General features: G+C 73.9%; 25 protein-coding genes, 1 tRNA gene and 1 pseudogene. 10 read left to right on the plus strand and 17 right to left on the minus strand.

The window, feature by feature from the left end; all coding sequences use genetic code 11:
• Window positions 1-73: 73 nt before the first annotated feature.
• The gene (locus tag IFT79_RS02060; protein ID WP_192122789.1) at window positions 74-562 is read right to left on the minus strand and encodes a DUF4126 family protein; all 489 of its coding nucleotides are present in this window, start codon (window positions 560-562) and stop codon (window positions 74-76) included.
• 93 nt (window positions 563-655) lie between these two features.
• Window positions 656-727: transfer RNA gene (locus tag IFT79_RS02065), tRNA-Gln, on the minus strand.
• 126 nt (window positions 728-853) lie between these two features.
• Here IFT79_RS02065 and IFT79_RS02070 point away from each other — a divergent pair.
• The gene (locus IFT79_RS02070) at window positions 854-1,348 is read left to right on the plus strand and encodes a MarR family winged helix-turn-helix transcriptional regulator (RefSeq protein ID WP_056048853.1); all 495 of its coding nucleotides are present in this window, start codon (window positions 854-856) and stop codon (window positions 1,346-1,348) included.
• A 55-nt stretch (window positions 1,349-1,403) separates the two neighbouring features.
• Here IFT79_RS02070 and IFT79_RS17040 read toward each other — a convergent pair whose 3' ends face one another.
• From IFT79_RS17040 to IFT79_RS02095, 6 genes and pseudogenes are all read right to left on the minus strand, one after another.
• Window positions 1,404-2,558 (minus strand): ABC-F family ATP-binding cassette domain-containing protein, encoded by a 1,155-nt coding sequence (locus tag IFT79_RS17040; protein WP_369794404.1) that lies wholly within the window; start codon window positions 2,556-2,558, stop codon window positions 1,404-1,406.
• A 191-nt stretch (window positions 2,559-2,749) separates the two neighbouring features.
• Window positions 2,750-3,296: pseudogene (locus IFT79_RS17045) on the minus strand (ATP-binding cassette domain-containing protein); the annotation flags it as partial.
• Complete coding sequence (locus IFT79_RS02080; protein ID WP_082460591.1) at window positions 3,275-3,769, minus strand: molybdenum cofactor biosynthesis protein MoaE; 495 nt, start codon at window positions 3,767-3,769, stop codon at window positions 3,275-3,277. The gene IFT79_RS02080 and the pseudogene IFT79_RS17045, both read right to left, overlap by 22 nt.
• Complete coding sequence (locus tag IFT79_RS02085; RefSeq protein WP_192122790.1) at window positions 3,766-4,356, minus strand: MogA/MoaB family molybdenum cofactor biosynthesis protein; 591 nt, start codon at window positions 4,354-4,356, stop codon at window positions 3,766-3,768. Before IFT79_RS02085 ends, IFT79_RS02080 begins: the two co-directional genes overlap by 4 nt.
• Window positions 4,353-4,865: a cyclic pyranopterin monophosphate synthase MoaC gene (gene moaC / locus IFT79_RS02090; protein WP_056048856.1), complete on the minus strand. Its 513-nt coding sequence runs from the start codon at window positions 4,863-4,865 to the stop codon at window positions 4,353-4,355. Before moaC ends, IFT79_RS02085 begins: the two co-directional genes overlap by 4 nt.
• Window positions 4,862-6,139: a molybdopterin molybdotransferase MoeA gene (locus IFT79_RS02095; RefSeq protein ID WP_192122791.1), complete on the minus strand. Its 1,278-nt coding sequence runs from the start codon at window positions 6,137-6,139 to the stop codon at window positions 4,862-4,864. Before IFT79_RS02095 ends, moaC begins: the two co-directional genes overlap by 4 nt.
• A 38-nt stretch (window positions 6,140-6,177) precedes the next feature.
• Between IFT79_RS02095 and IFT79_RS02100 the strand changes: the two genes are divergently transcribed.
• From IFT79_RS02100 to IFT79_RS02120, 5 genes are all read left to right on the plus strand, one after another.
• On the plus strand, window positions 6,178-7,092 hold the full coding sequence (locus tag IFT79_RS02100; protein WP_192122792.1) for an MTAP family purine nucleoside phosphorylase: 915 nt from the start codon (window positions 6,178-6,180) through the stop codon (window positions 7,090-7,092).
• Complete coding sequence (locus IFT79_RS02105) at window positions 7,089-8,186, plus strand: NAD-dependent epimerase/dehydratase family protein (protein ID WP_233568492.1); 1,098 nt, start codon at window positions 7,089-7,091, stop codon at window positions 8,184-8,186. Before IFT79_RS02100 ends, IFT79_RS02105 begins: the two co-directional genes overlap by 4 nt.
• Window positions 8,187-8,267: 81 nt before the next feature.
• Window positions 8,268-8,936 (plus strand): glycosyltransferase family 2 protein, encoded by a 669-nt coding sequence (locus tag IFT79_RS02110; protein ID WP_056048859.1) that lies wholly within the window; start codon window positions 8,268-8,270, stop codon window positions 8,934-8,936.
• The gene (locus tag IFT79_RS02115) at window positions 8,933-9,619 is read left to right on the plus strand and encodes a TIGR04282 family arsenosugar biosynthesis glycosyltransferase (protein WP_056048862.1); all 687 of its coding nucleotides are present in this window, start codon (window positions 8,933-8,935) and stop codon (window positions 9,617-9,619) included. Before IFT79_RS02110 ends, IFT79_RS02115 begins: the two co-directional genes overlap by 4 nt.
• A complete protein-coding gene (locus IFT79_RS02120) occupies window positions 9,616-10,317 on the plus strand; it encodes a class I SAM-dependent methyltransferase (RefSeq protein WP_159827177.1) in 702 nt (233 codons plus the stop codon). The genes IFT79_RS02115 and IFT79_RS02120 overlap by 4 nt, the downstream gene beginning before the upstream one ends.
• On the opposite strand, the gene IFT79_RS02125 is transcribed toward IFT79_RS02120, so the two are convergent.
• Window positions 10,266-10,772, minus strand: a complete 507-nt coding sequence (locus tag IFT79_RS02125; RefSeq protein WP_192122793.1) for a hypothetical protein — start codon at window positions 10,770-10,772, stop codon at window positions 10,266-10,268. The two genes, IFT79_RS02120 and IFT79_RS02125, sit on opposite strands and share 52 nt — an antisense overlap.
• The gene (locus IFT79_RS02130; RefSeq protein ID WP_056048872.1) at window positions 10,769-12,127 is read right to left on the minus strand and encodes a molybdopterin-dependent oxidoreductase; all 1,359 of its coding nucleotides are present in this window, start codon (window positions 12,125-12,127) and stop codon (window positions 10,769-10,771) included. Before IFT79_RS02130 ends, IFT79_RS02125 begins: the two co-directional genes overlap by 4 nt.
• A 75-nt stretch (window positions 12,128-12,202) precedes the next feature.
• Here IFT79_RS02130 and IFT79_RS16795 point away from each other — a divergent pair, with 75 nt between their 5' ends.
• Window positions 12,203-13,672 carry a glycosyltransferase 87 family protein gene (locus IFT79_RS16795; protein WP_192122794.1) on the plus strand — a complete coding sequence of 490 codons (1,470 nt, stop codon included), beginning with the start codon at window positions 12,203-12,205 and terminating at the stop codon, window positions 13,670-13,672.
• Here the strand turns inward: IFT79_RS16795 and IFT79_RS02140 are convergent.
• The 4 genes from IFT79_RS02140 to IFT79_RS02155 are packed head-to-tail and all read right to left on the minus strand — an operon-like array spanning window position 13,660 to window position 16,758.
• Entirely contained in the window at window positions 13,660-14,718 is a 1,059-nt protein-coding gene (locus IFT79_RS02140) for a sulfate/molybdate ABC transporter ATP-binding protein (protein ID WP_173152901.1), read from the minus strand. The genes IFT79_RS16795 and IFT79_RS02140 overlap by 13 nt on opposite strands.
• Window positions 14,715-15,539 (minus strand): ABC transporter permease, encoded by an 825-nt coding sequence (locus IFT79_RS02145; protein ID WP_342211747.1) that lies wholly within the window; start codon window positions 15,537-15,539, stop codon window positions 14,715-14,717. Before IFT79_RS02145 ends, IFT79_RS02140 begins: the two co-directional genes overlap by 4 nt.
• On the minus strand, window positions 15,536-16,351 hold the full coding sequence (gene modA, locus IFT79_RS02150) for a molybdate ABC transporter substrate-binding protein (protein WP_173152904.1): 816 nt from the start codon (window positions 16,349-16,351) through the stop codon (window positions 15,536-15,538). Before modA ends, IFT79_RS02145 begins: the two co-directional genes overlap by 4 nt.
• Before the next feature lie 2 nt (window positions 16,352-16,353).
• Window positions 16,354-16,758, minus strand: a complete 405-nt coding sequence (locus IFT79_RS02155; protein WP_123571615.1) for a TOBE domain-containing protein — start codon at window positions 16,756-16,758, stop codon at window positions 16,354-16,356.
• 158 nt (window positions 16,759-16,916) lie between these two features.
• On the opposite strand from IFT79_RS02155, the gene moaA reads away from it, so the two are divergent.
• The gene (gene moaA, locus IFT79_RS02160; protein WP_123571616.1) at window positions 16,917-18,011 is read left to right on the plus strand and encodes a GTP 3',8-cyclase MoaA; all 1,095 of its coding nucleotides are present in this window, start codon (window positions 16,917-16,919) and stop codon (window positions 18,009-18,011) included.
• 1 nt (window position 18,012) lies between these two features.
• The gene (locus IFT79_RS02165) at window positions 18,013-18,330 is read left to right on the plus strand and encodes a MoaD/ThiS family protein (protein WP_192122795.1); all 318 of its coding nucleotides are present in this window, start codon (window positions 18,013-18,015) and stop codon (window positions 18,328-18,330) included.
• Window positions 18,331-18,338: 8 nt separating this feature from the next.
• Here the strand turns inward: IFT79_RS02165 and IFT79_RS02170 are convergent, their stop codons facing one another.
• Window positions 18,339-19,592, minus strand: a complete 1,254-nt coding sequence (locus IFT79_RS02170; RefSeq protein ID WP_236557035.1) for a ThiF family adenylyltransferase — start codon at window positions 19,590-19,592, stop codon at window positions 18,339-18,341.
• 31 nt (window positions 19,593-19,623) lie between these two features.
• Between IFT79_RS02170 and IFT79_RS02175 the strand changes: the two genes are divergently transcribed.
• On the plus strand, window positions 19,624-21,291 hold the full coding sequence (locus tag IFT79_RS02175) for a glycosyltransferase family 39 protein (RefSeq protein WP_056048895.1): 1,668 nt from the start codon (window positions 19,624-19,626) through the stop codon (window positions 21,289-21,291).
• A gap of 75 nt (window positions 21,292-21,366) precedes the next feature.
• Here IFT79_RS02175 and IFT79_RS02180 read toward each other — a convergent pair whose 3' ends face one another.
• Together IFT79_RS02180 and IFT79_RS02185 are read right to left on the minus strand one after the other, a co-directional pair.
• Window positions 21,367-22,305: a 4-(cytidine 5'-diphospho)-2-C-methyl-D-erythritol kinase gene (locus tag IFT79_RS02180; RefSeq protein ID WP_159827195.1), complete on the minus strand. Its 939-nt coding sequence runs from the start codon at window positions 22,303-22,305 to the stop codon at window positions 21,367-21,369.
• A gap of 13 nt (window positions 22,306-22,318) precedes the next feature.
• Window positions 22,319-22,933 (minus strand): hypothetical protein, encoded by a 615-nt coding sequence (locus IFT79_RS02185; RefSeq protein ID WP_056048896.1) that lies wholly within the window; start codon window positions 22,931-22,933, stop codon window positions 22,319-22,321.
• Window positions 22,934-22,944: the final 11 nt, after the last annotated feature.

Below are 22,944 nucleotides of genomic sequence, written 5' to 3' on the forward strand. Positions count from 1 at the left end.
GGGAGGCCGCCCGACCACGGGTCACCCGCCCGGCGTGGGGACGCCGCCGACGCCGAGACGAGGTGGGGAGGAGTCAGCGGGAGCGGACGACGGCGACCGAGCCCGAGACCGCGACGGCGTCCTCGACGAGCGCGACGGCGACATCGGGCAACCCGGTCTTCTCGACGACGGCCTTCCGTGCCCGGTAGAAGAGCCAGCTGCCGACGAGGGCGCCGGACGCCCCGGCGAGCGCTGCGGCCACGGGGGTGCCCCGACGGCCGGTGCCGGCCATCGCGATCCCCGCGACGGCGCCGGAGACCGCGCGACCGAACAGCGGGCCGGCACCGACCCGGCTCGGCGTGGCCGGCAGCTTGTCGCCGACGAGCTCACCGACGCCCGCGGCCACCAGGGCACCGCGGCCGAGGGGTGAGCGGAACAGGCGCCAGCGCTGCCAGGGGCCCCGCGCCTCCTGGGCGTCGTGGTTCAGGGCCAGGACGGCGAGCGGCGTCGCCGAGCGCGACCCGCTGAGGACGCCGAGCAGGACGGCCCGGACGAGGGATGGCGTGGGATCGGTCTTCGACATGGCAGGAGTCCTCGTCGTCGGATGGACGCCAGGGCGCCCGCGGTCGGGGCGGGACGGACCCGACGAGCCGACCGCGACCTGCGACGCTCGGGGCTCCGCCACCAGGATTCGAACCTAGACCTAACAGCTCCAAAGGCTGTCGTGCTGCCGTTACACCATGGCGGACCGCGCGTGCGCGCCGGTCCATTCTGCCAGACCACGACTCGACCGAGGTGCCCGCGCGGGGCGACGGGCCCGCCGGGCCGCACCGCGCCTCCCGCACCCGACGACGGCCTCGGGCATGATGGGCTGATGCCCGAGCAGGACGAGGTCGACCGCATCGTCGAGGCGTGGCGCCACGAGCGACCCGACCTCGACTTCGCGCCGCTCCAGGTGCTCTCGCGCGTCGGGCGGCTGTCGAAGCACCTCGATCGCGCCCGTCGCGAGGCGTTCACCGCCAGCGACCTCGAGTCGTGGGAGTTCGACGTGCTCTCGGCGCTGCGTCGGGCCGGTGCCCCCTACCAGCTGAGCCCCAAGACGCTGCTGCAGCAGACCCTCGTCTCGAGCGGCGCGATGACCAACCGCATCGACCGGCTCGTGGCCCGCGGCCTGGTCGAACGCCGCACCGACCCGAACGACGGCCGGGGCATCCTGGTCACGATGACGGGCGACGGACGGCGCGCGGTCGACGCCGCGATCGAACGTCTCGTCACGGCCGAGGGCACCCTGCTCAGCGACCTCAGCGACGACGACCGCCGCCGCCTGACCGACCTGCTGCGGACGCTGAGCCTCACGCTCGGCGACTGAGTCGGGGCGACCTGCGGAGCACGCCAGCCCGCTCGCCCGCTCGCTCGCTCGCTCGCTACGCCAGCAACTCGCTCAGCTCGAGCCAGCGCACCTCGAGCTCGCCCGTCTTGTGGTCGAGCGCCGTCAGCTTCGCCTGCAACGCGGCCAGGCCGTCGAAGTCGGACTGGTCGAAGGAGGCGAACTGGGCCAGCAGGGTCTCTCGCTCGCCCGAGGCCTTCGCGAGCTTGCGGTCGATCGATCCGAGCTCTTTCTCGGCGTTGCGCTTCTCGGCTCCCGACAGGCCCGAGGCGGCGGCCGAGGCCGCGACCGATGCCGAGGCCCCCTGGACGGCCGTCGGGCGGTCGGTCGCGCCTCCTTGGTTCTGGGTCGCCTCGCGACGCAGCTGCAGGTACTGGTCGACGCCCCCGGGCAGGTGCCGGAAGCGGCCCTCGAGCACGGCGTACTGCTGGTCGGTGACGCGCTCGAGCAGGTACCGGTCGTGCGAGACGACGAGCAGGGTGCCGGGCCAACCGTCGAGCAGGTCCTCCATCGCGGCGAGCATGTCGGTGTCGAGGTCGTTGGTGGGCTCGTCGAGGATGAGCACGTTCGGCTCGTTCAGCAGGATCAACAGGAACTGCAGGCGGCGCTTCTGGCCACCGGACAGGTCTTTGATGGGGGTCTGCAGCTGAGCGCTGGTGAAGCCGAGGCGCTCGAGCAGCTGCCCGGGCGTCATCTCTTTGCCCCCGGTGACGTACGAGGTGCGCTGCCGGCCGATGACGTCGTTCACCCGCTCGTGCGCGACCTCGTGGAGGTCGGCGAGCTGCTGGTCGAGGATCGCGAACTTGACCGTCTTGCCCTGTTTGACGCGCCCCTCGGTGGGGGCGATGGCCCCGGTGACGACCTTCAGCAGCGTCGACTTGCCGGCGCCGTTCACGCCGAGCACGCCGGTGCGCTCCCCCGGCGCGATGCGCCACTCGACGTCCTGCAGCACGCGCTTGTCGCCGAACGAGACGCCGACCTCGACGAGGTCGACGACGTCCTTGCCGAGGCGAGCGGTCGCCATCTGCGACAGCTGGACGGCGTCACGCACGGGCGGCTCGTCGGCGATCAGTTCGTTGGCCGCGTCGATGCGGAACTTGGGCTTGGTCGAGCGCGCCGGGGCCCCGCGACGGAGCCAGGCGAGCTCTTTGCGCATGAGGTTCTGGCGCTTGGCCTCGGAGGCGGACGCCATGCGGTCCCGCTCGACGCGCTGGAGCACGTAGGCCGCGTAGCCGCCCTCGAAGGGTTCGACGATGCCGTCGTGGACCTCCCAGGTGTCGGTCGAGACCTCGTCGAGGAACCACCGGTCGTGGGTCACGACCACGAGGGCGCCCGAATTCGTCGACCAGCGACGCGAGAGGTGCTGCGCCAGCCAGGCGACGCCCTCGACGTCGAGGTGGTTGGTGGGCTCGTCGAGGAACAGGACGTCCCAGTCGCCGACGAGCAGGGTCGCGAGGGCCACGCGTCGACGCTGGCCGCCGGAGAGGTCCTCGACCCGCGCCTCCCACGGGATGTCGGTGGCGAGGCCCGAGATGACGTCGCGGATGCGCGCGTCGCCGGCCCATTCGTGCTCGTCGCGGTCGCCGACGATCAGGCTGCCGACCGTGGCGCCCTCGGGCAGGACGTCGCGCTGGTCGAGCATGCCGATGGTCAGGCCGCGACGGGTCGTGACACGACCGTCGTCGGGTTCGAGCCGACCCGCGAGCACCGACATGAGCGTCGACTTGCCGTCACCGTTGCGGCCGACGACACCGATGCGGGAGCCCTCGTCGATGCCGAGGGTCACCCCGTCGAGGACGACCTTGGTCGGGAATTCGAGACGGAGGTTTTCTGCGCCGAGTAGATGAGCCACCACAGAAGCGTAGACGGCCCGGGCCGGGCGGCCGACTCGACGGTGCGCGACCGGGGTCAGCCCAGCGACGCCACCCACTCGTCCGAGCCGTCGGTGAACTCCTGGCGCTTCCAGATCGGGGTGCGGGCCTTGACCTCGTCGACGAGCGCGGCGCAGGCCGCGAACGCCTCGGCGCGGTGGGCCGACGCCACCGCGCAGGCCAGCGCGACGTCGCCCACGACGAGGTCGCCGTAGCGGTGCTCGACCGCGATCGCGACCTCGGGGTGCGCCTCGGCCACGGCGACCGCGACCTCGTGGATCACCTCGGTCGCCGTCGGATGCGCCTCGTAGTGCAGCGCCTCGACCCCCCGCCCCTCGTCGTGGTCGCGGACGACGCCCTCGAACGTCACGACCGCCCCGGAGGCGCGGCTCGTCACGAGCGCGGAGCACTCGGCCACCGACACGGTCACGTCGACGACGCGGGCGAGCAGCACGCGCTCGGAGGCGGGAGGCGCGGCGGGCGCCCCGGCGGAGGCGCCGCCGGGCAGGAGGGTCGGATCGTCGGTGGTCATGCGGCCCCCTCGGGACTGGGATGGCGGTTCTGGGCGTGGTCGACCCCGTGCAACTGGTCGACCACGTGGTCGAGGACGTCCTCGAGGACCGCGAGCCCGTCGCGCACCCCGCCGCGCGAGCCGGGCAGGTTGACGACGAAGGTGCCGCCGGCCACGCCCGCGAGCCCCCGGGAGAGGACGGCCAGGGGCGTCGAGGCCGCACCCCTGCGCCGGAGTTCTTCGGCGATGCCGGGCAGTTCGCGGTCGAGCAGCGGCAGGGTCATCTCGGGCGTCGCGTCGGTCGGCGACACCCCGGTGCCGCCGGTGGTGACGACGGCGTCGACGCCCCACTCGAGGGCGGCCTCGAGCACCGCGCCGACCGGTTCGCCGTCGGCCACGACGACGGGCCCCTCGACCAGCCACCCCCGCGCGACGAACCAGTCGCGGATGACCGGCCCGGTCGTGTCGTCGGCGGTGCCGGCGGCGGCCCGGGTGGACGCCACGACGACGACGGCCCGACGGCGCGCGGTCTCGTCGGGCGCGGTCACGCCGGGCGCGGTCACGCCGGGCGCGGTCACGTCGGCCGTCTCGTGCGGGGCGCCGCTCATCGCGACCAGTCCCCCGACTTGCCGCCCTGCTTGTCGAGCACCTTGATCTCGCCGATCACGGCGAGCGCGTCGACCGCCTTGATCATGTCGAAGAGGGTCAGGGCCGCGACGGACGCCGCGGTCAGGGCTTCCATCTCGACCCCGGTGACGCCCCGGGTCGAGACGCGGGCGATCACGGTGACCTGCGCCTCCGTGGTCTCGAAGTCGACGGTGATCGCGCCGAGCGGCAGCGGGTGGCACAGCGGGATGAGCGTCGGCGTCTGCTTGGCCGCCAGGATGCCGGCGATGCGGGCGGTGCCGAGGGCCTCGCCCTTGGGCAGCGATCCGTCGACCAGTCGCGCGACGACGTCGGGCCGGGTGGTCAGCACGGCCTGGGCGGTGGCGATCCGCTTCGTCTCGGACTTGCCGGTCACGTCGACCATGTGCGCGGTGCCGTCCTCGCGCACGTGCGAGAGCGGGGCGTCGGTCGGGGCGTCGGTCGGCGGCACGTCGGGCGGGGTCGGGGTCATCGGTCGGCCTTCTCGTGGGGGGCGGGGTCGTCGAGCGCCCAGACCTCGACCCGGTCGTCCGCGTCGACGCGGTCGACCCCGACGGGGATCGAGACGAGCACGGTGGCCTCGGCGTGGGCGGCGAGCAGGTGCGAGCTCGGCCCGCCGACGAGGTGGGCGCGCCCGTCGACGTCGACCCGGCCGCGACGCAGCTGGTGCTTGCCGACCGGCGAGTCCACGGGGTGCGCCATCGGCACGGTCCATCGCCGTCGGGGCAGGCCGACGCCGGTGACGCCCTGCAGGGCGGGGCGCAGGAAGGCCTCGAACGACACGAGCGAGCTGACGGGGTTGCCGGGGAAGCAGACGACGGGCAGCTCTCGGTCGTGCACGCGGATCGTCCCCCAGCCCTGCGGCCCGCCCGGTTGCATGGCGACCGGACCGAACGTGACGCCGGCACCCTCGAAGGCGTCGCGGACGACCTCGTAGGCACCCGCGCTGACCCCGCCGCTCGTGAGCACGAGGTCGACCTCGTCGGCGTGGCGGGCGACGACGGCGAGCAGGGCGGCCGCGTCGTCGGTCACCCGGGCGGAGGTGACGACGACGCCGACCTCGGCGAGCCCCGCGGCCAGGGCGACGCCGTTCGCGTCGTGGATCTGGCCGGGCCCGAGCGGGGCACCGGGTGCGGCGAGCTCTTCGCCGGTCGACACCAGCAGGAGGCGCGGGCGGCTCCGTACCTCGACCGCGTCGATCCCGGAGGCGGCGAGCACGCCCCACCGCGCGGGCGTCAGTCGCGTCCCGGCCGCGAAGAGCACGGAACCCGCGGCGACGTCGCTGCCCGCGGCGCGGACGAAGGCCCCGGCGGCGACGCCCGGCGGCACCTCGACGACGGCCTCGACGCCCACGGGAGGGAAGGCGTCCGGCGAGACCTTCTCGATGGGCACGATCGCGTCGGCACCGGCGGGGACGGCCGCGCCGGTCATGATCGGGGCCGCGGCGCCGGAGACCAGGTCGGGGGCGGCCCGCCCGGCGGGGATGCGCGCCGCGACCCGGAGGCTGGTGGGCGCGTCCGGGTCGAGCCCGGCGGTCGAGACGGCGTAGCCGTCCATCTGCGAGTTGGCGAACGGCGGCAGGTCGATCGGGGCGACGACGTCGGCGGCGAGGACGCGGTCGCGGTACCGGTCGGAGCGCGAGGCGAGCGCCTCGGGGCTCACCACCAACGCGTCGACCGGACGGGCCCGCACGGCCGCCTCGACGACGGCCGTGACCTCGGCGAGGTGGGTCTCGATGGTGCGCACGCGGTTCCTCTCGGGCGATCGTCAGTAGCGTATCGGGGGTGACCGACCCCGCGACCGAGCCCGACGTCCCCCAGCCCACCCGCGCCTCCTCGGGGCCGCCGCCCGTCGACGTCGCCGTCATCGGCGGATCGGGGCTGTACTCGCTCTTCGCCGAGGGCGAGGCGACCCGGCACGTCGTCGAGACGCCCTACGGCCCGACCTCGAGCGAGGTGACGATCGGCGAGTTGGGCGGCAAGCGCGTGGCCTTCCTCACCCGGCACGGCGCGGGCCACGCGGTGGCGCCGCACCTGATCGACTACCGGGCGAACGTGTGGGCACTGGCGTCGCTCGGCGCGAAGGCCATCGTGTCGTCGTCGGCGGTCGGCGGGGTCAGCCCCGACGTCGCCCCCGGCACCATGGTCGTGACCGACCAGTTCATCGACCGCACCTGGGGACGACGCGACACGTTCTTCGACGTCGAGGGGCAGGTTCAGCACCTGATCGCCGCCGACCCGTTCGACCCCGTGCTCCGGACCGCGGCGATCGCGGCCCTCGAGGCGCAGGGTGAGCCGTTCTCCCCGACCGGCACCTGCGTGGTGATCCAGGGGCCGCGGTTCTCGACCCGGGCCGAGTCGCTGTGGTTCCGGGCCGCGGGCGCGCACACGGTCAACATGACGATGTACCCCGAGATCCCGCTCACCCTCGAACTCGGCATGGGAGCCGTCAACCTCTCGTACGTGACCGACAGCGACGCCGGCCTGGCCCCGGCCGAGGGCGACGCACCCGACGCCGACGCCGTGAGCGCCTCGCTCGTCTTCGAACGGCTCGCGGCCGCCCAACCGCGCATCGTCGCGGCCATCGCGTCGATCGTCGCCGCGATGCCCGGCGACTACTCGCCCCGCGAGCTGATGCCGCCCGGGGCGGTGGCCGAGGTGCTCGCCCGGCCCGTCTCGGGTCGGAGGGCTGCGCTGTGAGCGCGACCGGCGCCTCCTCGTCCACCGACGGCCCGGGCCTGCTGCTCGTCACCGGTGGGGCCGGCTTCATCGGGTCGGCGATCGTCGACCTCGCCCTCGACCGCGGCTGGCGCGTGCGCGTGCTCGACTCCCTGCGGGCCGACGTGCACGGCGGCGAGCCGACCGTCGACCCGCGCGTCGACTTCGTGCACGGCGACGTACGTGACGCCGAGACCGTCGACCGGGCACTCGCGGGCGTCGACGCGGTCTGTCACCAGGCGGCCAAGGTCGGGCTCGGCGTGGACTTCCAGGACGCGCCCGACTACGTCTCGTCGAACGAGCTCGGCACGGCCGTCGTGCTCGCGGCGATGGACCGCGCCGGCGTCGACCGCCTCGTCGTCGCCTCGTCGATGGTCGTCTACGGCGAGGGCAGCTACCGCACCTCGACCGGTGCGACCGAACGCCCGGCACCCCGCCGCATCGCCGACCTCGACGCGGGCGTCTTCGACCCGCGTGACGAGGCGGGCGAACTGCTCGAGCCGCAACTGATCGGCGAGGAGGCCCCGCTCGACCCCCGCAACGTCTACGCCATCACGAAGCTGACGCAGGAGCACCTGTCGACCTCGTGGGCGCGCAGCACCGGCGGTCGGGCCGCCGCCCTGCGCTACCACAACGTCTACGGCCCGGGCATGCCCCAGAACACGCCCTACGCCGGCGTGGCCTCGCTCTTCCGCTCCGCCCTCGAACGCGGTGAGGCCCCGCGCGTGTTCGAGGACGGCGCCCAGCGTCGCGACTTCGTCCACGTCCGCGACATCGCGTCCGCCAACCTCGCGGCCCTCGAGTGGACCGCGGACCAGCCGACCGACACGTTCCGCGCGTTCAACGTCGGCAGCGGGACGGTGCACACGATCGGCGAGATGGCGGAGGCCCTGGCGCGCGAGGCCGGCGGACCGACGCCCGTCGTCACCGGCGAGTACCGCGCGGGCGACGTGCGGCACGTGACGGCGTCGTCGGCGCGGCTGCAGGGCGAGCTGGGCTGGCGACCGAGCGTGACCTTCGAGCAGGGCATGCACGAGTTCGCCACGGCCCCGCTGCGCGCCGCGGTCGTCCGCTAGGCGGGCGCGGCCGCCCCCCGTTCGGGTGCGCACCGCCCGCTCCCATCACCTTCATGGGATCGCATCCGTACAGTCGAGAGGATGAGCAGCCCCCGAGTCGACGTCGTGCTTCCCTGTCTCGACGAAGAAGGCGCGTTGCCCTGGGTCCTCGGCCGCCTGCCCGAGGGCTGGCACGCGATCGTCGTCGACAACGGCTCGACCGACGACTCCGCCCGCGTCGCCGCCGAGCACGGCGCGACCGTGGTGCAGGAGGCGCGGCGCGGCTTCGGCAGCGCCGCCCACGCCGGTCTCGAGGCCGCCACGGCCGACTACGTCGCGTTCTGCGACGCCGACGCGTCGATGGACCCCGCCGACCTCGTCGCCCTCGCCGCCCCCGTGATGGCAGGTGACGCCGATCTCGTCCTCGGCCGCCGGCGCCCGACGACCCGGGGCGCCTGGCCGGTGCACGCCCGCATCGCCAACCTCGCCCTCTCGCACCTCATGCGGCGGGCCAGCGGCGTCGCCCTGCACGACCTCGGCCCCATGCGCGTCGCGCGGCGCCGGGCACTGCTCGACCTCGACCTGAAGGACCGCCGCAGCGGCTACCCACTCGAGATGGTGCTGCGCGCGAGCGAGGCCGGCTGGCGGATCGTCGAGCAGGACGCGCCCTACTCGCCCCGGGTCGGCCGCAGCAAGGTGACCGGCACCATCCGCGGCACGTCCGTCGCGATCAAGGACATGTCCCGACTCCTGAGGGAGGTCGGCCGATGACGACCCTCGTGGTGATCGCGAAGGAGACGATCCCGGGCAAGGTCAAGACGCGCCTGCACCCCCCGCTCAGCCTCGAGCAGGCCGCCGACGTCGCGGCCGCCGCGATCCAGGACACCCTCGACGTCGTCCGTCGGCTGCCCGCCACGCGTCGCGTGTTGCTGTTCGACGGCAACCGCAGGCCCGTCGGCTCCGAAGACTTCGATGTGATCCCTCAGATCGGTGGCGACCTCGACGCACGCCTCGGCGCCCTCTTCGACGAGGTCGACGGGAAGACCGTGCTGATCGGCATGGACACCCCCCAGGTCACGGTCGAGGCCCTCGCCCCCGTCTTCGACGCGTGGACCGACGACGTCGACGCCTGGTTCGGCCCGGCGAACGACGGCGGGTTCTGGGCCCTGGGCCTCTCCCGGCCGACCGGCGACCTGCTGCGCGGCGTCCCCATGTCGCGTGACGACACGGGTGCCCACCAGCTCCGCCGACTCGCCGACGCCGGCCTGACCGTGCGCATGCTGCCCGAGCTCGTCGACGTCGACACGATCGACGACGCCCGCCTCGTCGCGTCCGTCGCACCCGACAGCCGCTTCGCCGCCGCCCTGCGGCACGCCGAGGCGCCCCCCACGACCACCACCACGAACGGCGTCGCCCGCACGACCGATCCCGCCACCGAAGGGGTCACCTCATGACCATCGCCCCCGAACAGCCCGCCACCTTCGGTTCAGGAGGCGCGGAGCCGTACGCGCGCGCCCTGCGTCACGAGGGGCTCCTGCAGCTCGTCCGCGCGGCCGGCGGTGCCGGACGCCCCGCGTCGCCCCCCGAGGCAGGCGACGACGAGGCGTTCGACGTCGCGCGCTGGAGCGCCGACGCCGACGCGGCCGACCTCACCACCCTCGACGGCGAGACCGGCCCCGTGCTCGACATCGGCTGCGGGCCGGCCCGCATGGTGCGCGCCGCCGTGGACCGCGGCCTGACCGTCCTGGGTCTGGACGTCTCGCCCACGGCCGTGGCGATGGCCCGCGAGGCCGGCCTGCCCGTGGCCGGCGGGTCGGTCTTCGACCCGCTGCCCCGCGAGGGCCAGTGGAACCTCGCGCTGCTGCTGGACGGCAACGTCGGCATCGGCGGCGACCCGACGGCGCTGCTGACCCGCTGCGCCGAGATCCTCACCGCGACCGGCTCGGTCGTCGTCGAGACCGCCCCCGAGGCGTCGCTCGACGACAGCTACGAGGCCCACGTGGTCGACGACCAGGGTCACGCCAGCGCGACCTTCCCCTGGGCGGAGGTCGGCCGCGAGGCCCTGCACCGCCACGCTCGACGCGCGGGCCTGCGGGTCGCTCAGACCTGGTCGGTCGACGGACGCACCTTCTGCCGCCTGCGCGCCAGGTAGAGCGCGACCACAGCGGCCGTCAGCGCCGCGATGACGAGCCACAGCACGGCCAGGCGCAGGCCGTAGTCGAACGGCAGCACGGTGTCGTTCTTCGGCCCCTTCGCCTTCGCCACGATCTCGGGCACGACGACGAGCGAGAAGATCACCCCGACGACGACCGCGCCCTGCACGATCCAGAGGACCGCGGGCCGGACGCGGCGACCGGTCCGCCGCACGAGCAGCGAGACCGCGGCGACCACGGGGGCGAGCACGGCGTCGTGCACGACGACCGAACCGGCCAGCCAGAGCAGCAGTCCGCCGTACCGGTTCGGGGAGACGGTGTCGGTGAGCACCCAGCCGCCGAGGCCGACGAGGGCCACGCCGAGGGCGATCAGCACCCCGCGCACGACGCGGACGGTGCGCGACGTGCCCGCGCCTCCTGCACTCGACGCGGCCGAGGGCACCCGGGCGCTCACGAGAGCACCTCGATCGAGCTGAGCCACTTGGTCTGCAGCACGCCGGGTCGGCCCGGGGCGATCATGCGCGCCGGGTAGCCGTGGTCGATGCTGAGCGGCTCGCCGTTCAGCTCGAGGGCGACCAGGGTGCGCGGGTCGGAGGCGTACTCGGGGCCCATCTCGGTCACGCGGTAGCCACCCTTCTCTTCGAGGCTGGTGAGCCGGAGGCGCTGGTCGGTCGGGGCGCCGGCAGCCGCCAGCAGGTCGACGAGGCGGACGCCGCGCCAGGAGCCGGTCTGGCTCCAGCCCTCGACGCAGGCGATCGGCAGGCGTTCGTCGGCCCCGTCGAACCCGCGCAGCGCGTCGAGCGTGAACGAGGTCGCGACGCCGCCCACCAGGACGTCGAGCCGCCAGTCGGGGTCCATGGCCGTCTCGAGCACCCGGGCGGCGGCGGCCGTGCGGTTGATCGGCAGGTCGTTCGGGCCGAGCCCGCGCTGCCGCGGGCCGAAGGCGTTGAGCGGTGACAGCGGGGCGAAGGACTGCCCGGCCGTGAGCGCGACGACTCCCCCGGTGGCGACGCCGGCGGCGGTGAAGAAGCCGCGGCGGGACACCCGGGCGCGGCCCGGTTCGCGGTCGACCTCGTGTGCGGAGTCGATCCAGCGGAGGACGCGTCCGGTGAGGCCGCGGGCGGGCGCAGGAGGCGCGGCGTGCGGATCACGGTCGCGTCGCGTCCCGTCGGCGTCGCGCACGGCACGGAACCGGGCGAGCTCGGCGGTCGCCTCGCTCTCGGCCACGAACGCGGCGCGGGCCTCGTCGAGCTCGGACGACGGCTCGACGAAGCGCCCCTCGGCGTCGTAGCTGTCCCGCGCCCGCCAGTAGCGGGTGATGAGCGGCAGCTTGACGGCGATGTGGATCGCGAGCGAGCCGATGATGACGAACGACAGGGCGAAGTGCACCTGCTTGAACGGGAACGGCCACGGGTAGTACTGGTACGTGTTCAGCAGGCCGGTGACGAGCTGGAGGATCGACGTCGCCACGAACAGGGCGATGGAGGCGCGCTCGAGCACGTCGACCGGGTGCTTGATCGGCGGGTGCTGGAAGAGCTGCGGGAACACCGAGTGCAGCTTGACCAGCAGCAGGGGGATGCAGGCGATGCCCGCGGTGATGTGGACGCCCTGGCTCACCTGGTAGAGCCAGACGGGACTCGTCGGGAACCGCATCCCGTCGAGCGGCTCCTGCAGGAAGTGGCTGTAGAGCCCGGTCAGCAGGCAGATGACGAACGCGGCGCCGAGGAGGCGACCGAAGACGGTCGCCGACCGGGCGTTGCGGTTCGGCGACGAGGCGGCGCGGCGCGCCTCGTACAGCAGGCGCCTCATGGTGTCGGTCGTCTCATGTGGCTCATCATCTCCGATGTGCACGACTCCCAGGGCCGATTCGGCCAGACTGGGGGCGTGCGTACTGTGTTCGCGGCCGTGGCCGTCCTCGGATTGGCCGGGGCGATCGCCTGGGGCGTCGTGAACGTCGGATTCCTCATGAAAGACCTGCGGACCGACTTCGTCGTCTGGACCGCCGTGTGCTGGGCGCTGTTCGCCCTGGCGGTGGTGCTGCTGCGCCGGGTGCCCGTGCGCCACGTCACCGCTCTCGTCGTCGCGGGCACGGCCCTGGTCGGCGGGGCGGGCCTGACCGGCGTGCCCAACACGAGCACCGACCCGGCGCGCTACGCCTGGGACGGCATCGTGCAGACCGCCGGCGTCTCGCCGTACGAGTACACGCCCGACGCGGGCGAGCTGCGCGACCTGCGGCCGGCCTGGATCTTCCCCGAGTCGACGCCGTTCACCCGCGACGACGGCACGATCGGCGAGCGCTGCGGCGAACCCGACCGCCAGGTCCACCGTGCCTACGACAGCCAGACGGGCGACGTCGTCTGCACGCTGATCAACCGGCCGGACGTGCCGACCATCTACCCGCCGATGGCCGAACTGTACTTCTGGGCGGTGTCCGCCGTGGTCGGCCCCGACGCCGGGTTCTTCCCGCTGCAGGCGATGGGCTTCGTGCTCGTGCTGGGCACGACCGTCGCCCTGCTGGCGACCCTGCGCCGGCGGGGTCTCGACCCCCGCTGGGCCGCGCTGTGGGGCTGGTGCCCGCTCGTGGTCGGCGAGGGCGTCACGAACTCGCACGTCGACCTCCTGGGTGCCGTGCTCGTGGTCGCCGCGTCGTTGCTCGTCGCCACCGGTCGGCGCTTCCGCGGCGGCATCGCGCTCGGGGCCGCCATCGCGACCAAGTTGATCCCGGTGATCGCGGCACCCGCCCTGCTGCGCGGGCAGCCCTGGAAGGTGATCAGCGCCTCCGTCGTCACCTTCGCCGTGCTCTACGTGCCCTACGTCGCGATGACCGGGTGGGGCGTGCTCGGGTACCTGCCGGGCTACCTGACCGAAGAGGGCTACGAGGACGGCTCGCGGTTCGTGTTCTTGTCGGCCTTCATGCCGGACGCGTGGACGACACCGGTCGCCGTGCTGATCGTCGGTGTCACGGCGGTGCTCGTGTGGGTGAAGACCCCGGCTCACGACCCGTGGCTCGGCCAGCTCGTGATGATCGGCGTGACGCTCGTGGCGGTGAGCCCCCGCTACCCCTGGTACGCCCTGCTGCTGGTGCCGTTCGTCGCGCTGACCGGGCGGGTCGAGTGGCTGGCGATCCCGCTCGCCCTGCTCGTGCGCCAGCTCGAGCCGGGCATGGCACTGCAGCGGGCGTCGCTCGCCTCGGCCGTGCTCGTCATCCTGCTCGTGACGCTCTGGCGGGCCGGCCCCGGGTTCACGGACCGGTTGCTCGACGCCGTCGGGCGCGACGTCGGCCGGCTGCGTCGGGTCGTCGGCCACCGACGGTCCGCCCCCTCGTCGAGCCCCGGGCCCGCTCAGACCAGGTAGGCGACGGCGTCCCCGGCGTCGAACGAGAACCGGACGACGCTGCCCGGCACGAGGTCGAGGCCGGCGACCACGCCGGGCGGGACGTCGGCCGACACGTCGCCGGCCCGGACCCGGACGACGTCCCCGCGGGGCTCGAGGTCCGTGACGACGACGTCGAGGACGTTCTCGGACGGCGTCGGACCCGAGGGGGTCCCGGTCGACACGCGCACGGCGCTCGGCCGCACGGCCACCGCGGCCGCGGCGCCCGCCGGGAGCCCGTCGGCGGACCGGGCGGTCAGCAGGGTGCCGTCCTCCAACCGGACGCCTCCCCCGCGGGCCGTGCCGGTCAGCAGGTCGAGCCCCGCGAGCCCCGCGGCGAACGGCGTGGTCGGACGGTCGAGGACGGCGCGCGTGGGGCCGGCGTCGACGACCCGGCCGCCGTCGAGCACGACGACCCGGTCGGCCAGCGTGTAGGCGTCGAGGACGTCGTGCGTGACGATCACCGCCGTGCGGTCGGCGAGGACGTCGCGCAGGGTCCGTCGCAGGGCGGGCGCGACCGACACGTCGAGGGCGGCCATCGGCTCGTCGAGCAGCAACAGGCAGGGGTCGGCGGCCAGGGCACGGGCGACGGCGATCCGCTGCGCCTGTCCACCCGAGAGCTGCGCCGGACGCCGCTCGGCGAGCCCCGTGGCGTCGACCCGGTCGAGCCAGTCGCGGGCTCGGCGGCCGGCCTCGCGTCGAGGCACCCCGGTGCTACGCGGGCCGAAGGCGACGTTGTCGAGCGCACTGAGGTGCGGGAAGAGCAGGGCGTCCTGGGCGAGCATCGAGACGCCGCGCTCGTGCGGGCGCAGCGAGGGCCCGCGCCCGCGGCCGTCGACGTCGAACAGCACGCGGTCGCCCAGGCGGGCCGTGCCGTGGTCGGGTCGCAGGAGGCCGGCGACCAGGGACAGCAGCGTCGACTTGCCGGCCCCGTTCGGGCCGAGGACGGCCACCGTCTCTCCGTCGGCCACCTCCAGCTCGACGTCGAAGCCGCGGTCCTCGACGACCGCCGCGAACTCGAGCGTCACGACCCGCGCCTCCGGGTGGCGACGCCGGACGGCCCGCCCGCCCGATGGGCCAGGGCGACGACGACGACCGCCACGAGGACGAGCACGAGCGACAGCGCCACGGCGGCGTCGGGGTCGGTCTCGCGTTGCAGGTAGATCTCGAGCGGAAGTGTGCGCGTGACGCCCTGCAACGATCCCGCGAAGGTCAGCGTCGCCCCGAACTCGCCGAGGGCCCGCGCGAACGACAACACGGCGCCCGAGACGAGGGCGGGCAACACGAGCGGCAGCGTGACCCGCCGCAGCACGGTCGTGGGCCGGGCGCCCAGGGTCGCCGCGACGGCCTCGTAGCGCGTGCCCACCGTGCGGAGGGCGCCCTCGAGGCTCAGCACCAGGAAGGGCAGGGCGACGAAGGTCTGGGCCAGCACGACCGCCGTGGTCGAGAACGCGATCGTCACGCCGAGCGCGTCGAACGCCTGACCGAGCAGGCCGCGGCGCCCGAAGGTGTAGAGCAACGCGATGCCTCCGACGACGGGCGGGAGCACCAACGGCAGCAGCACGAGCGACCGCAGCACCCTATGGCCCCGGAACCCGGTGCGGGCCAGCACGACCGCCATCGGGACGCCGAGCACGACGCAGAGGAGGGTCGCCGTGACCGATGTGCGGAGGCTGAGCCAGAACGCGGCCATCGACGACTCCGACGTGACCAGCGGCACGAACTCGGCCCAGTCGACCCGGGACACCATGGCGACGAGGGGCAGCAGGACGAAGGCCGCCCCCAGGGCCGCGACGACCGCGATCCACACCGGGACGCCGGCGTAGGCGCGGTGCAGGGCGGGCGTCACGGCGTGCCGAAGCCGGCGTCCCGCAGCACGCCCTGCCCGACCTCGCCGGTGACGAAGGCGACGAACGCCTCGGCCACCGCCGGGTTCGCCGTGTCGGCCACAGGGGCGATGGGATAGGTGTTGACGGCCTGGTCGGCCTCGGGGAACTCGATGCCTGTCACGCTGTCGCCGGCGGCCTCGACGTCCGTGACGTAGACCAGCCCGGCGTCGGCCTCCCCCGAGGTGACCTTGCCCAGCACGTCGGTGACCGAGGACTCCTCGCTGACCGGCGAGATCGTGACGCCGGTGGCCCGCTCGACCGCGACCGTCGCCGCCCCGCAGGGCACCTGGGCCGCGCAGACCACGGTCTTCACGTCGGACTTACCGAGGTCGGCGAAGCCCGTGACGTCGGCGGGGTTCGACGGCGGCACGGCGATGGTGAGGACGTTCGTGGCGAAGTCCTCCGAGGCCGACGGGTCGACGAGTCCGGCGTCGGTCAGCTTCGCCATGTTCTTCTCGTCGGCCGAGGCGAAGACGTCGGCCGGGGCTCCCTCGGTGATCTGCGTCACGAGGTCGGACGAGCCCGCGAAGGTCAGGTCGACGGTCGTGCCGGGGTTCGCCTTCTCGAACTCGTCGGCGAGCTCGGTGAACGTCGTCGTCAACGAGGCGGCGGCGTAGACGGTGATCGACCCCTCGAGGGTCGGGTCGGAGGCCGTCGGTGTCGCGCTGGTCGCCGTGTCGACGGTCGCGCCCGAGCACCCCGTCAGGGCGAGGGCCGTCGCCACCGCGAGGGCTCCGACGAGCGCCGTGACGACGCGGGGGGTCCGTCTCATGGTCAGGCCTTCCCGCCGGGCGTCTCGATGATGACCGTCGTGGCCTTCACGACGGCGATGGCCACCGAACCGGGTTCGAGGCCCAGCTCTCGGACGGCTTCGCTGCTCATCAGCGAGACGATGCGGTGCGGGCCGCACTGCAGCTCGACCTGGGCCATGACCCGGTCGGCGGTGATCTCGGTCACGACGCCCACCAGGCGGTTGCGTGCCGACCGCCCCACCTCGGACGGGTCGGCGGGCAGCACGGCGTTCTTCCGGGCGAGCGTCGCGAGCGCGAGCCCGTCGACCACGCCGCGCCCGGCGTCGTCCTTCTCGCTCTCGAGCAGGCCGAGGTCGATCCAGCGTCGCACGGTGTCGTCGCTCACGCCGAGGAACGCCGCCGCGTCCTTGATCCGCATCTGCGTCATGGACGCGAGCCTAGTTCCGAATGCGCGGTCGCGCAGCCGCAAGGAGTGGCCCCGGACGAGCCTGCGGGGCGGGGCGTCGTGCACGGCGGAGCGAAAGGAGGCGCGGGTCGCCTCCCATGGACACCCCACGTTCGGCCCCGCGGGCTTAACCTCGACGGATGACCGTCTCGCTCGGACTGCCCACCATGCCCGGCCGGGCCCCCGCCGACGACCTGCTGCCCGCGCGGCCGTCGAGCGACGCCGCTCCGGGACTGCTCGACCGCTTCGGTCGGACCGCGACCGACCTGCGGGTCTCGCTGACCGACAAGTGCAACCTGCGCTGCACCTACTGCATGCCGGCCGAGGGCCTGCCGGCCCTCCCCCGTGAACAGGCGCTCGACGCCGACGAGATCGTGCGCCTGGTCGGCATCGGCGTGCGCGACCTCGGCGTCCGGCAGGTGCGGTTCACCGGGGGCGAGCCACTGCTGCGTGCCGACCTCATCGACATCGTGCGACGGGTCGCCGCGATCGACCCGCGGCCCGAGGTGTCGCTGACGACGAACGCCATCGGCCTGGCGCACCGCGCCCAGGCCCTGGCCGACGCCGGGCTCGACCGGGTCAACGTGTCGCTCGACTCGCTGCACGCCGAGACGTTCATGAAGGTCTCGCGTCGTCCGTTCCTCGACAAGGTGCTCGCCGGCGTCGACGCCGCGGCGGCGGCCGGCCTCACCCCGGTCAAGATCAACGCCGTCCTGCTGCCCGGCATCAACGACCACGAGGCGCCCGACCTGCTCGCCTGGGCGCTGCGCGGCGGCCACGAGCTGCGGTTCATCGAGCAGATGCCGTTGGACGCCGACCGCAGCTGGGACCGCGCCTCCTTCGTCACGTCACGCGACATCCACTCGCTGATCGCGACGCGCTTCGACCTCAGCCCCGCCGACGTCGAGCGCGACGGAGCACCCGCCGAGCTGTTCGACGCCGTCGGCCGCGGCGACGACGCCGGACTGGCCGGGCGGGTCGGCATCATCGCCTCGGTCAGCGAACCGTTCTGCGCCGACTGCCGGCGCACCCGGATGACCGCCGAGGGCGGCATCCGCAGCTGCCTCTTCAGCGGCGGCGAGACCGGCCTGCGCGACCTGCTGCGCAGCGGGGCGAGCGACCTCGAACTGGCCGACGCCTGGCGCGGTGCCATGTGGGCCAAGCCCTCGGGCCACGGCATCGACGACCCGGACTTCGTGCAGCCGGAACGCACCATGAGCGCCATCGGAGGCTGAGATGACGACCACGAACCCCGCCCCCACCGTCGACGGAGCCACCCCGGCCCCCGTCTCGTCGACGCTGCGGTTCTTCGCCGCCGCCCGCACCGCCGTGGGCCGCGACGACCAGCGCGTCGAGGTGCCCGCGGGCGAACGCCCGACCATCGGGCGCCTGCTCACCGAGGTCCGCCCGGTCGAGGGCGTGTCGGCCGCGGACTTCCGCGACGTGCTGCTGCGCTGCTCGTTCCTCGTCGACGGCCTGACCACGCGGGACCGCGAGCAGCTCGTCCCCGACGGCGCGGTCATCGACGTCATGCCGCCGTTCGCCGGCGGCTGAACGCCCGCCTACGGCCGCGTGGGTGCCCCCTGCGCGAGCTGCCACCCGAGCATGCCGCCGTGCAGCACCGACACGTCGAAGCCCTCGCCCGCCAGCAGGTCGGCCGCGGCGCGGGCCCGCGGCCCTCGGGCGCAGTAGACGACCACCCGCTGCGCCGGATCGAGCTCGGGCCGCTGGCGGGTGCGCGTGCCGTACCCGGGAGCCTGCACGTCACCGGAGATGTGGGCGAAGTCGTGCTCGTCGACCTCGCGCACGTCGAGCAGCGTGAAGTCGGCATCGCCCGTCGCTCGCGCCCCGAGCAGGGTCGTCAGCTCGGCCGCGTCGACGTCGGGGCCGACGCGGCGACCACGGGCCGGGGGCGCGTCGGCGGTGGTCGCCTGCGCCTCGGAGGCCGAGGACGAGGAGGCGCGGCGCGCGTCGTTCACCGTCGCCCGGGCCTCGGCCCGGTGCGGGGCGCGGGCCAACCGGCTCTCCCGCCAGGTGCCGCCCAGGGCGTCGACGGTCACGACCCGGCCGAGCAGCGGATCGCCGAGACCGGTCAGCAGCTTGACGACCTCTCCGGCCATGCCCGCGCCCACCGTCCCGCACAGCGGCCCCAGCACGCCGACGTCGGCGCAGGACTCGTCCCAGCCCGAGGCGGGCGGGGCAGGGTGCAGGTCGCGGTAGTCGACCGCCCGGGCGTCCGGGGCGTCGTCCCAGAAGACGCTGAACTGTCCGTCCCAGCGGTTGACGCTGCCCCAGACGACCGGCAGACCGCGCTCGGCCGCGGCGTCGGCCACCAGGTAGCAGGTGTCGAACGAGTCGCTGCCGTCCACCACGAGGTCGTAGTCGTCGAGCAGGTCGGCGGTGCGGTCGCTCAGTCGGACGGGGTGGGCGACGACGGTCACGTCCGGGTTGGCGGCACGCACCCAGTCGGCGGCGGCGCGGGCCTTCGGGAAGCCCAGCTGGTCGGGGCGGAAGAGCACCTGCCGTTGTAGGTTCGACAGATCGACGGCGTCGTCGTCGACGATTCCCAGGGTTCCCACACCCGAGGCTGCGAGATATTGGATGACCGGCGCGCCCAGCCCGCCGGCCCCGACCACCAGCACCCTCGACGCCGCCAGGCGCCCCTGGGAGCCCAGACCGAACCCCGGCAGGCGCACGCTTCGCGAGTAGCGTTCGCCCTCGACGGGGTCGCCGCCGTGTCCACCGTCGCGCACGCCGGCACCGTGCACGCCACCGTCGTGCACGGCCGCCCCGCGCGCGTCACCCCCGTGTCGCACGCGAGATCCTCCGAGAGGGGGAAGAGACGACATGACGAACCTCCTGCATCCGGCCGACGGTCGATCGACCGCGCCCACTGTATCCACGACGCCCGGGACCGGCCGCAGCACGGCCCTCACGCGCCTCCGGCACTGGCGTCATCTCGACGCCGTGCTCGTCGGCCTGCTCGCCGCGTTGCTGTCGGGCGCCTTCCTCTGGGTGCCGTCCGTCTGGTACGACGAGGCCGCGACGGTCATCTCGGCGACGCGCAGCTGGGGCCAGCTCTGGCAGATGGTCCAGACCGTCGACCTGGTGCACGCCACGTACTACGCGTTCATGCATCTGTGGTTCGACGTCTTCCCGTACTCGCCGATCTCGCTCCGGGTGCCCAGCACGATCGTCACGGGGCTCGCCGCCGCGTTCACGGTCGTGCTCGCCCGCACCCTGGCCGACCGCCGGACGGCCGTCGTGGCGGGCCTGCTGTTCTGCCTGATCCCCCGCGTGACCTGGATGGGCGGCGAGGGCCGTTCGTACGCCTTCTCGGCGATGTTCGCCGTCGCCCTGACCCTCGTCCTCGTCACCGCCTCGCGCCGGACCGCCCAGGTCGGCGAGACCCGCACCCGGGCCTCGGCCGTCCGCTGGTGGGTCGCCTACGCCGTGCTCGCCGTCGTCTCGGTTCTCTTCTTCCTGTACGTCGCCTTCGTCGTGGTGGGGCACGGCGTCACCATGCTGGTGCAGTGGCGACGCGAGCGCCGGCTCCGCGCCTCCTCGGGGTCGGTGGCGACGTCGCAGGACGCCGTGGCGTCGACCCCGCTCGTCGGCGCACCGCACGGAGCACGCGGTTCGTTCCTCGGCTGGTTCGCCGGTGCGGCCGTCGCCGGACTCGCGAGCCTGCCCGTCGTGTACTTCACGTCCGAGCAGAGCGGCCAGGTCGGCTGGCTCGACCGGCCGAGCTTCGCGACGATCGACCAGGTGCTGACGACGCAGTGGTTCTACCAGAACGACCGTTTCGCCGTCTTCGGCTGGATGCTGGTGCTCGCCAGCCTGGTCGTCGTGGTCGCCGGTCTCGTGCCCCGTGCCCGGGGACTGGCCGAGGTCGTCCTGCCCTGGATGATCGTGCCCACCGTCGGCCTCGTGGGCGTCTCGCTCGTGACCGAGCCGCTCTACTCGCCCCGCTACCTGACCTTCGGCACCCCGGCCGTCGCGATCATGATGGCCGTCGCCGTGGCCGCCATCCCTTGGCGGCGGGTGATCGCCCTCGTCCTGCTGGTCGCCGTGGTGCTCACCGCCCCGACCTACGAACGTCAGCGTCAGCCCGAGGCGAAGGACTCGGCCGCGTGGAACCAGGTGGCCGACCTCGTGAGCGAGCAACGGGCGCTCGAACCGGCCGGGACGGCCGAGGGCGTCGTCTTCGGCCCCGTGCGTCGACACCCGAAGGCCACGTCGCGCATCATCGAGAACACGTACCCCGCGGCGTTCGAGGGGATGTCGGACTTCACGCTCGAGACCCCCGCGGCCGAGACCGGCGGGCTGTGGGAGGTCCAGCACCCGCTCGAGGACGTCATCGACCGCACCGACGACCTCGACGTCGTCTGGCTGATCACGAGCGACAAGCAGGACTGGAGGCCCCGGGTCACCGCGGACCTCGCCGCCAAGGGCTTCCACGTCGCCGACGAGTGGCACCTCACCCGCACGAACGTGCTCAAGTACGAGCGCTGAGCCCGCGAGACCCCGGGGCGTCGCCGAGCCCCCCTGCGCGCGCGGGGGGGCTCGGCGACGCCCTGGGGCCCGGGCCTAGTCGGTGACGACGCGGGCGCCGTGGACCGGGCCCGTGGCGCGGACGACCGTGAGGCGGGCTGCGCTCAGCGCGATCTGCAGCTCGAGAGCGCCGTCGAGGTCGGGTGCGAGGAACGCCACCGTCGGGCCGGAGCCCGACACGATGCCCGCGAGGGCCCCGTTGCCCTCACCGAGCTCGAGGACGTCGGCCAGGCCCGGCTGGAGGTGCAGGGCGGGCGCCTGGAGGTCGTTGTGCATGGCGTCCGCGAGCATGCCCGGGTCGCCCGCCCGGAGTGCCTGCAGGACGCCAGCGTCGACGACGGGGTGCCGCACCGAGCGGATCTCGCCCTGGTGCCGCAGACGGTGCGCGTCGAGTTCGTCGTAGACGCGCGGCGTCGAGAGGCCGACGTCGGCCACGGCCAGGACCCACTGGAACTGCCCCTTCGCCAGGGCCGGGCTGAGCTCGTCGCCGCGACCGGTACCGATCGCGGTGCCCCCGGCGAAGGCGAACGGGACGTCGGCACCGAGTCGGGCCGAGAGCCGCAGGAGTTCGTCACGACCGACGCCGGTTCCCCAGAGCGTGTCGCACGCGAGCAGCGTCGCGGCGGCGTCGGCCGATCCGCCCCCCATGCCGCCGGCCACGGGCACCGCCTTGTCGACGGTCAGGGCGACGCCGCCCGTGTAGCCGGTCGTCTCGGCCAGCAGGCGGGCGGCCTTGATCGCCAGGTTGGACCCGTCGGTCGGCACGCCCGACACGTCGATGGACGGGCCACCCGTGACGCTGACCGTGAAGTCGTCGGCGCGACGCGCGCGCACGTCCTCGTAGAGGGAGACGGCCTGGTAGGCGGTCGCGAGGTCGTGGTAACCGTCGTCCTGCAGGTCGCCGACGGCGAGGAAGACGTTGATCTTGCCCGGCGCACGCGTGTGGACCACGGTCGGGGCGGCCACGGACGTCATGCGTCCAACCTAGTCAGTTCTGGCGATCACTCATGACGCCGAACGCCCGCGTCAACCCCTCTTTCACGGGCTGCACCCGTTCGGGCAGGCGCAGGCTGCCCTGCGTCAACGACACCGAGCACTTCGGACCGGCGGTCGACACCACCTGGAGGCGCAGCGTGTCCCCGTGCGCGAGGGTCCAGTCGGCGGTCGGGCGCGTCGCGGACCGGGCGACGACCTCGGGCGGACCGCCGGCGTACCGGGCGAACCGGTCGACGGCGAGGTCGAACAGTTCGAGCGGTGCACCCCTCAGGCTGCGGCCGACGGTGACCGCGTAGCTGCCGTCGGGCTGACGCCCCGGCGGCTCGACGCCGCGTTCTTGTTCGTAGCGCACCGTGATCCCTTCGGCCCACCACGGCACGACCTCGAACTCGTCGACCAGGAGGCGCGAGATCTGCTCGTGGGACAGTCGCGCCGCCCCCGCGGCGTCGAGCCGTGCGAACCACTCGGCCGCACCGCGTCCGGTGCCCGACCCGAGCCGGGCGTCACTGAGCCGCTGCTCACCGTGCCCGCGCTCGTCACCGCCACCGTCCCTGCCCCTGGCCCTGCCGGACGGCGCGCCGTCGGGGCCGTTCTTGCGTCGGGGCACGGCTCAGCCGG

The sequence above is a fragment of the Frigoribacterium sp. CFBP 8759 genome (assembly GCF_014841655.1).
In the GTDB taxonomy this organism is placed as follows: domain Bacteria; phylum Actinomycetota; class Actinomycetes; order Actinomycetales; family Microbacteriaceae; genus Frigoribacterium.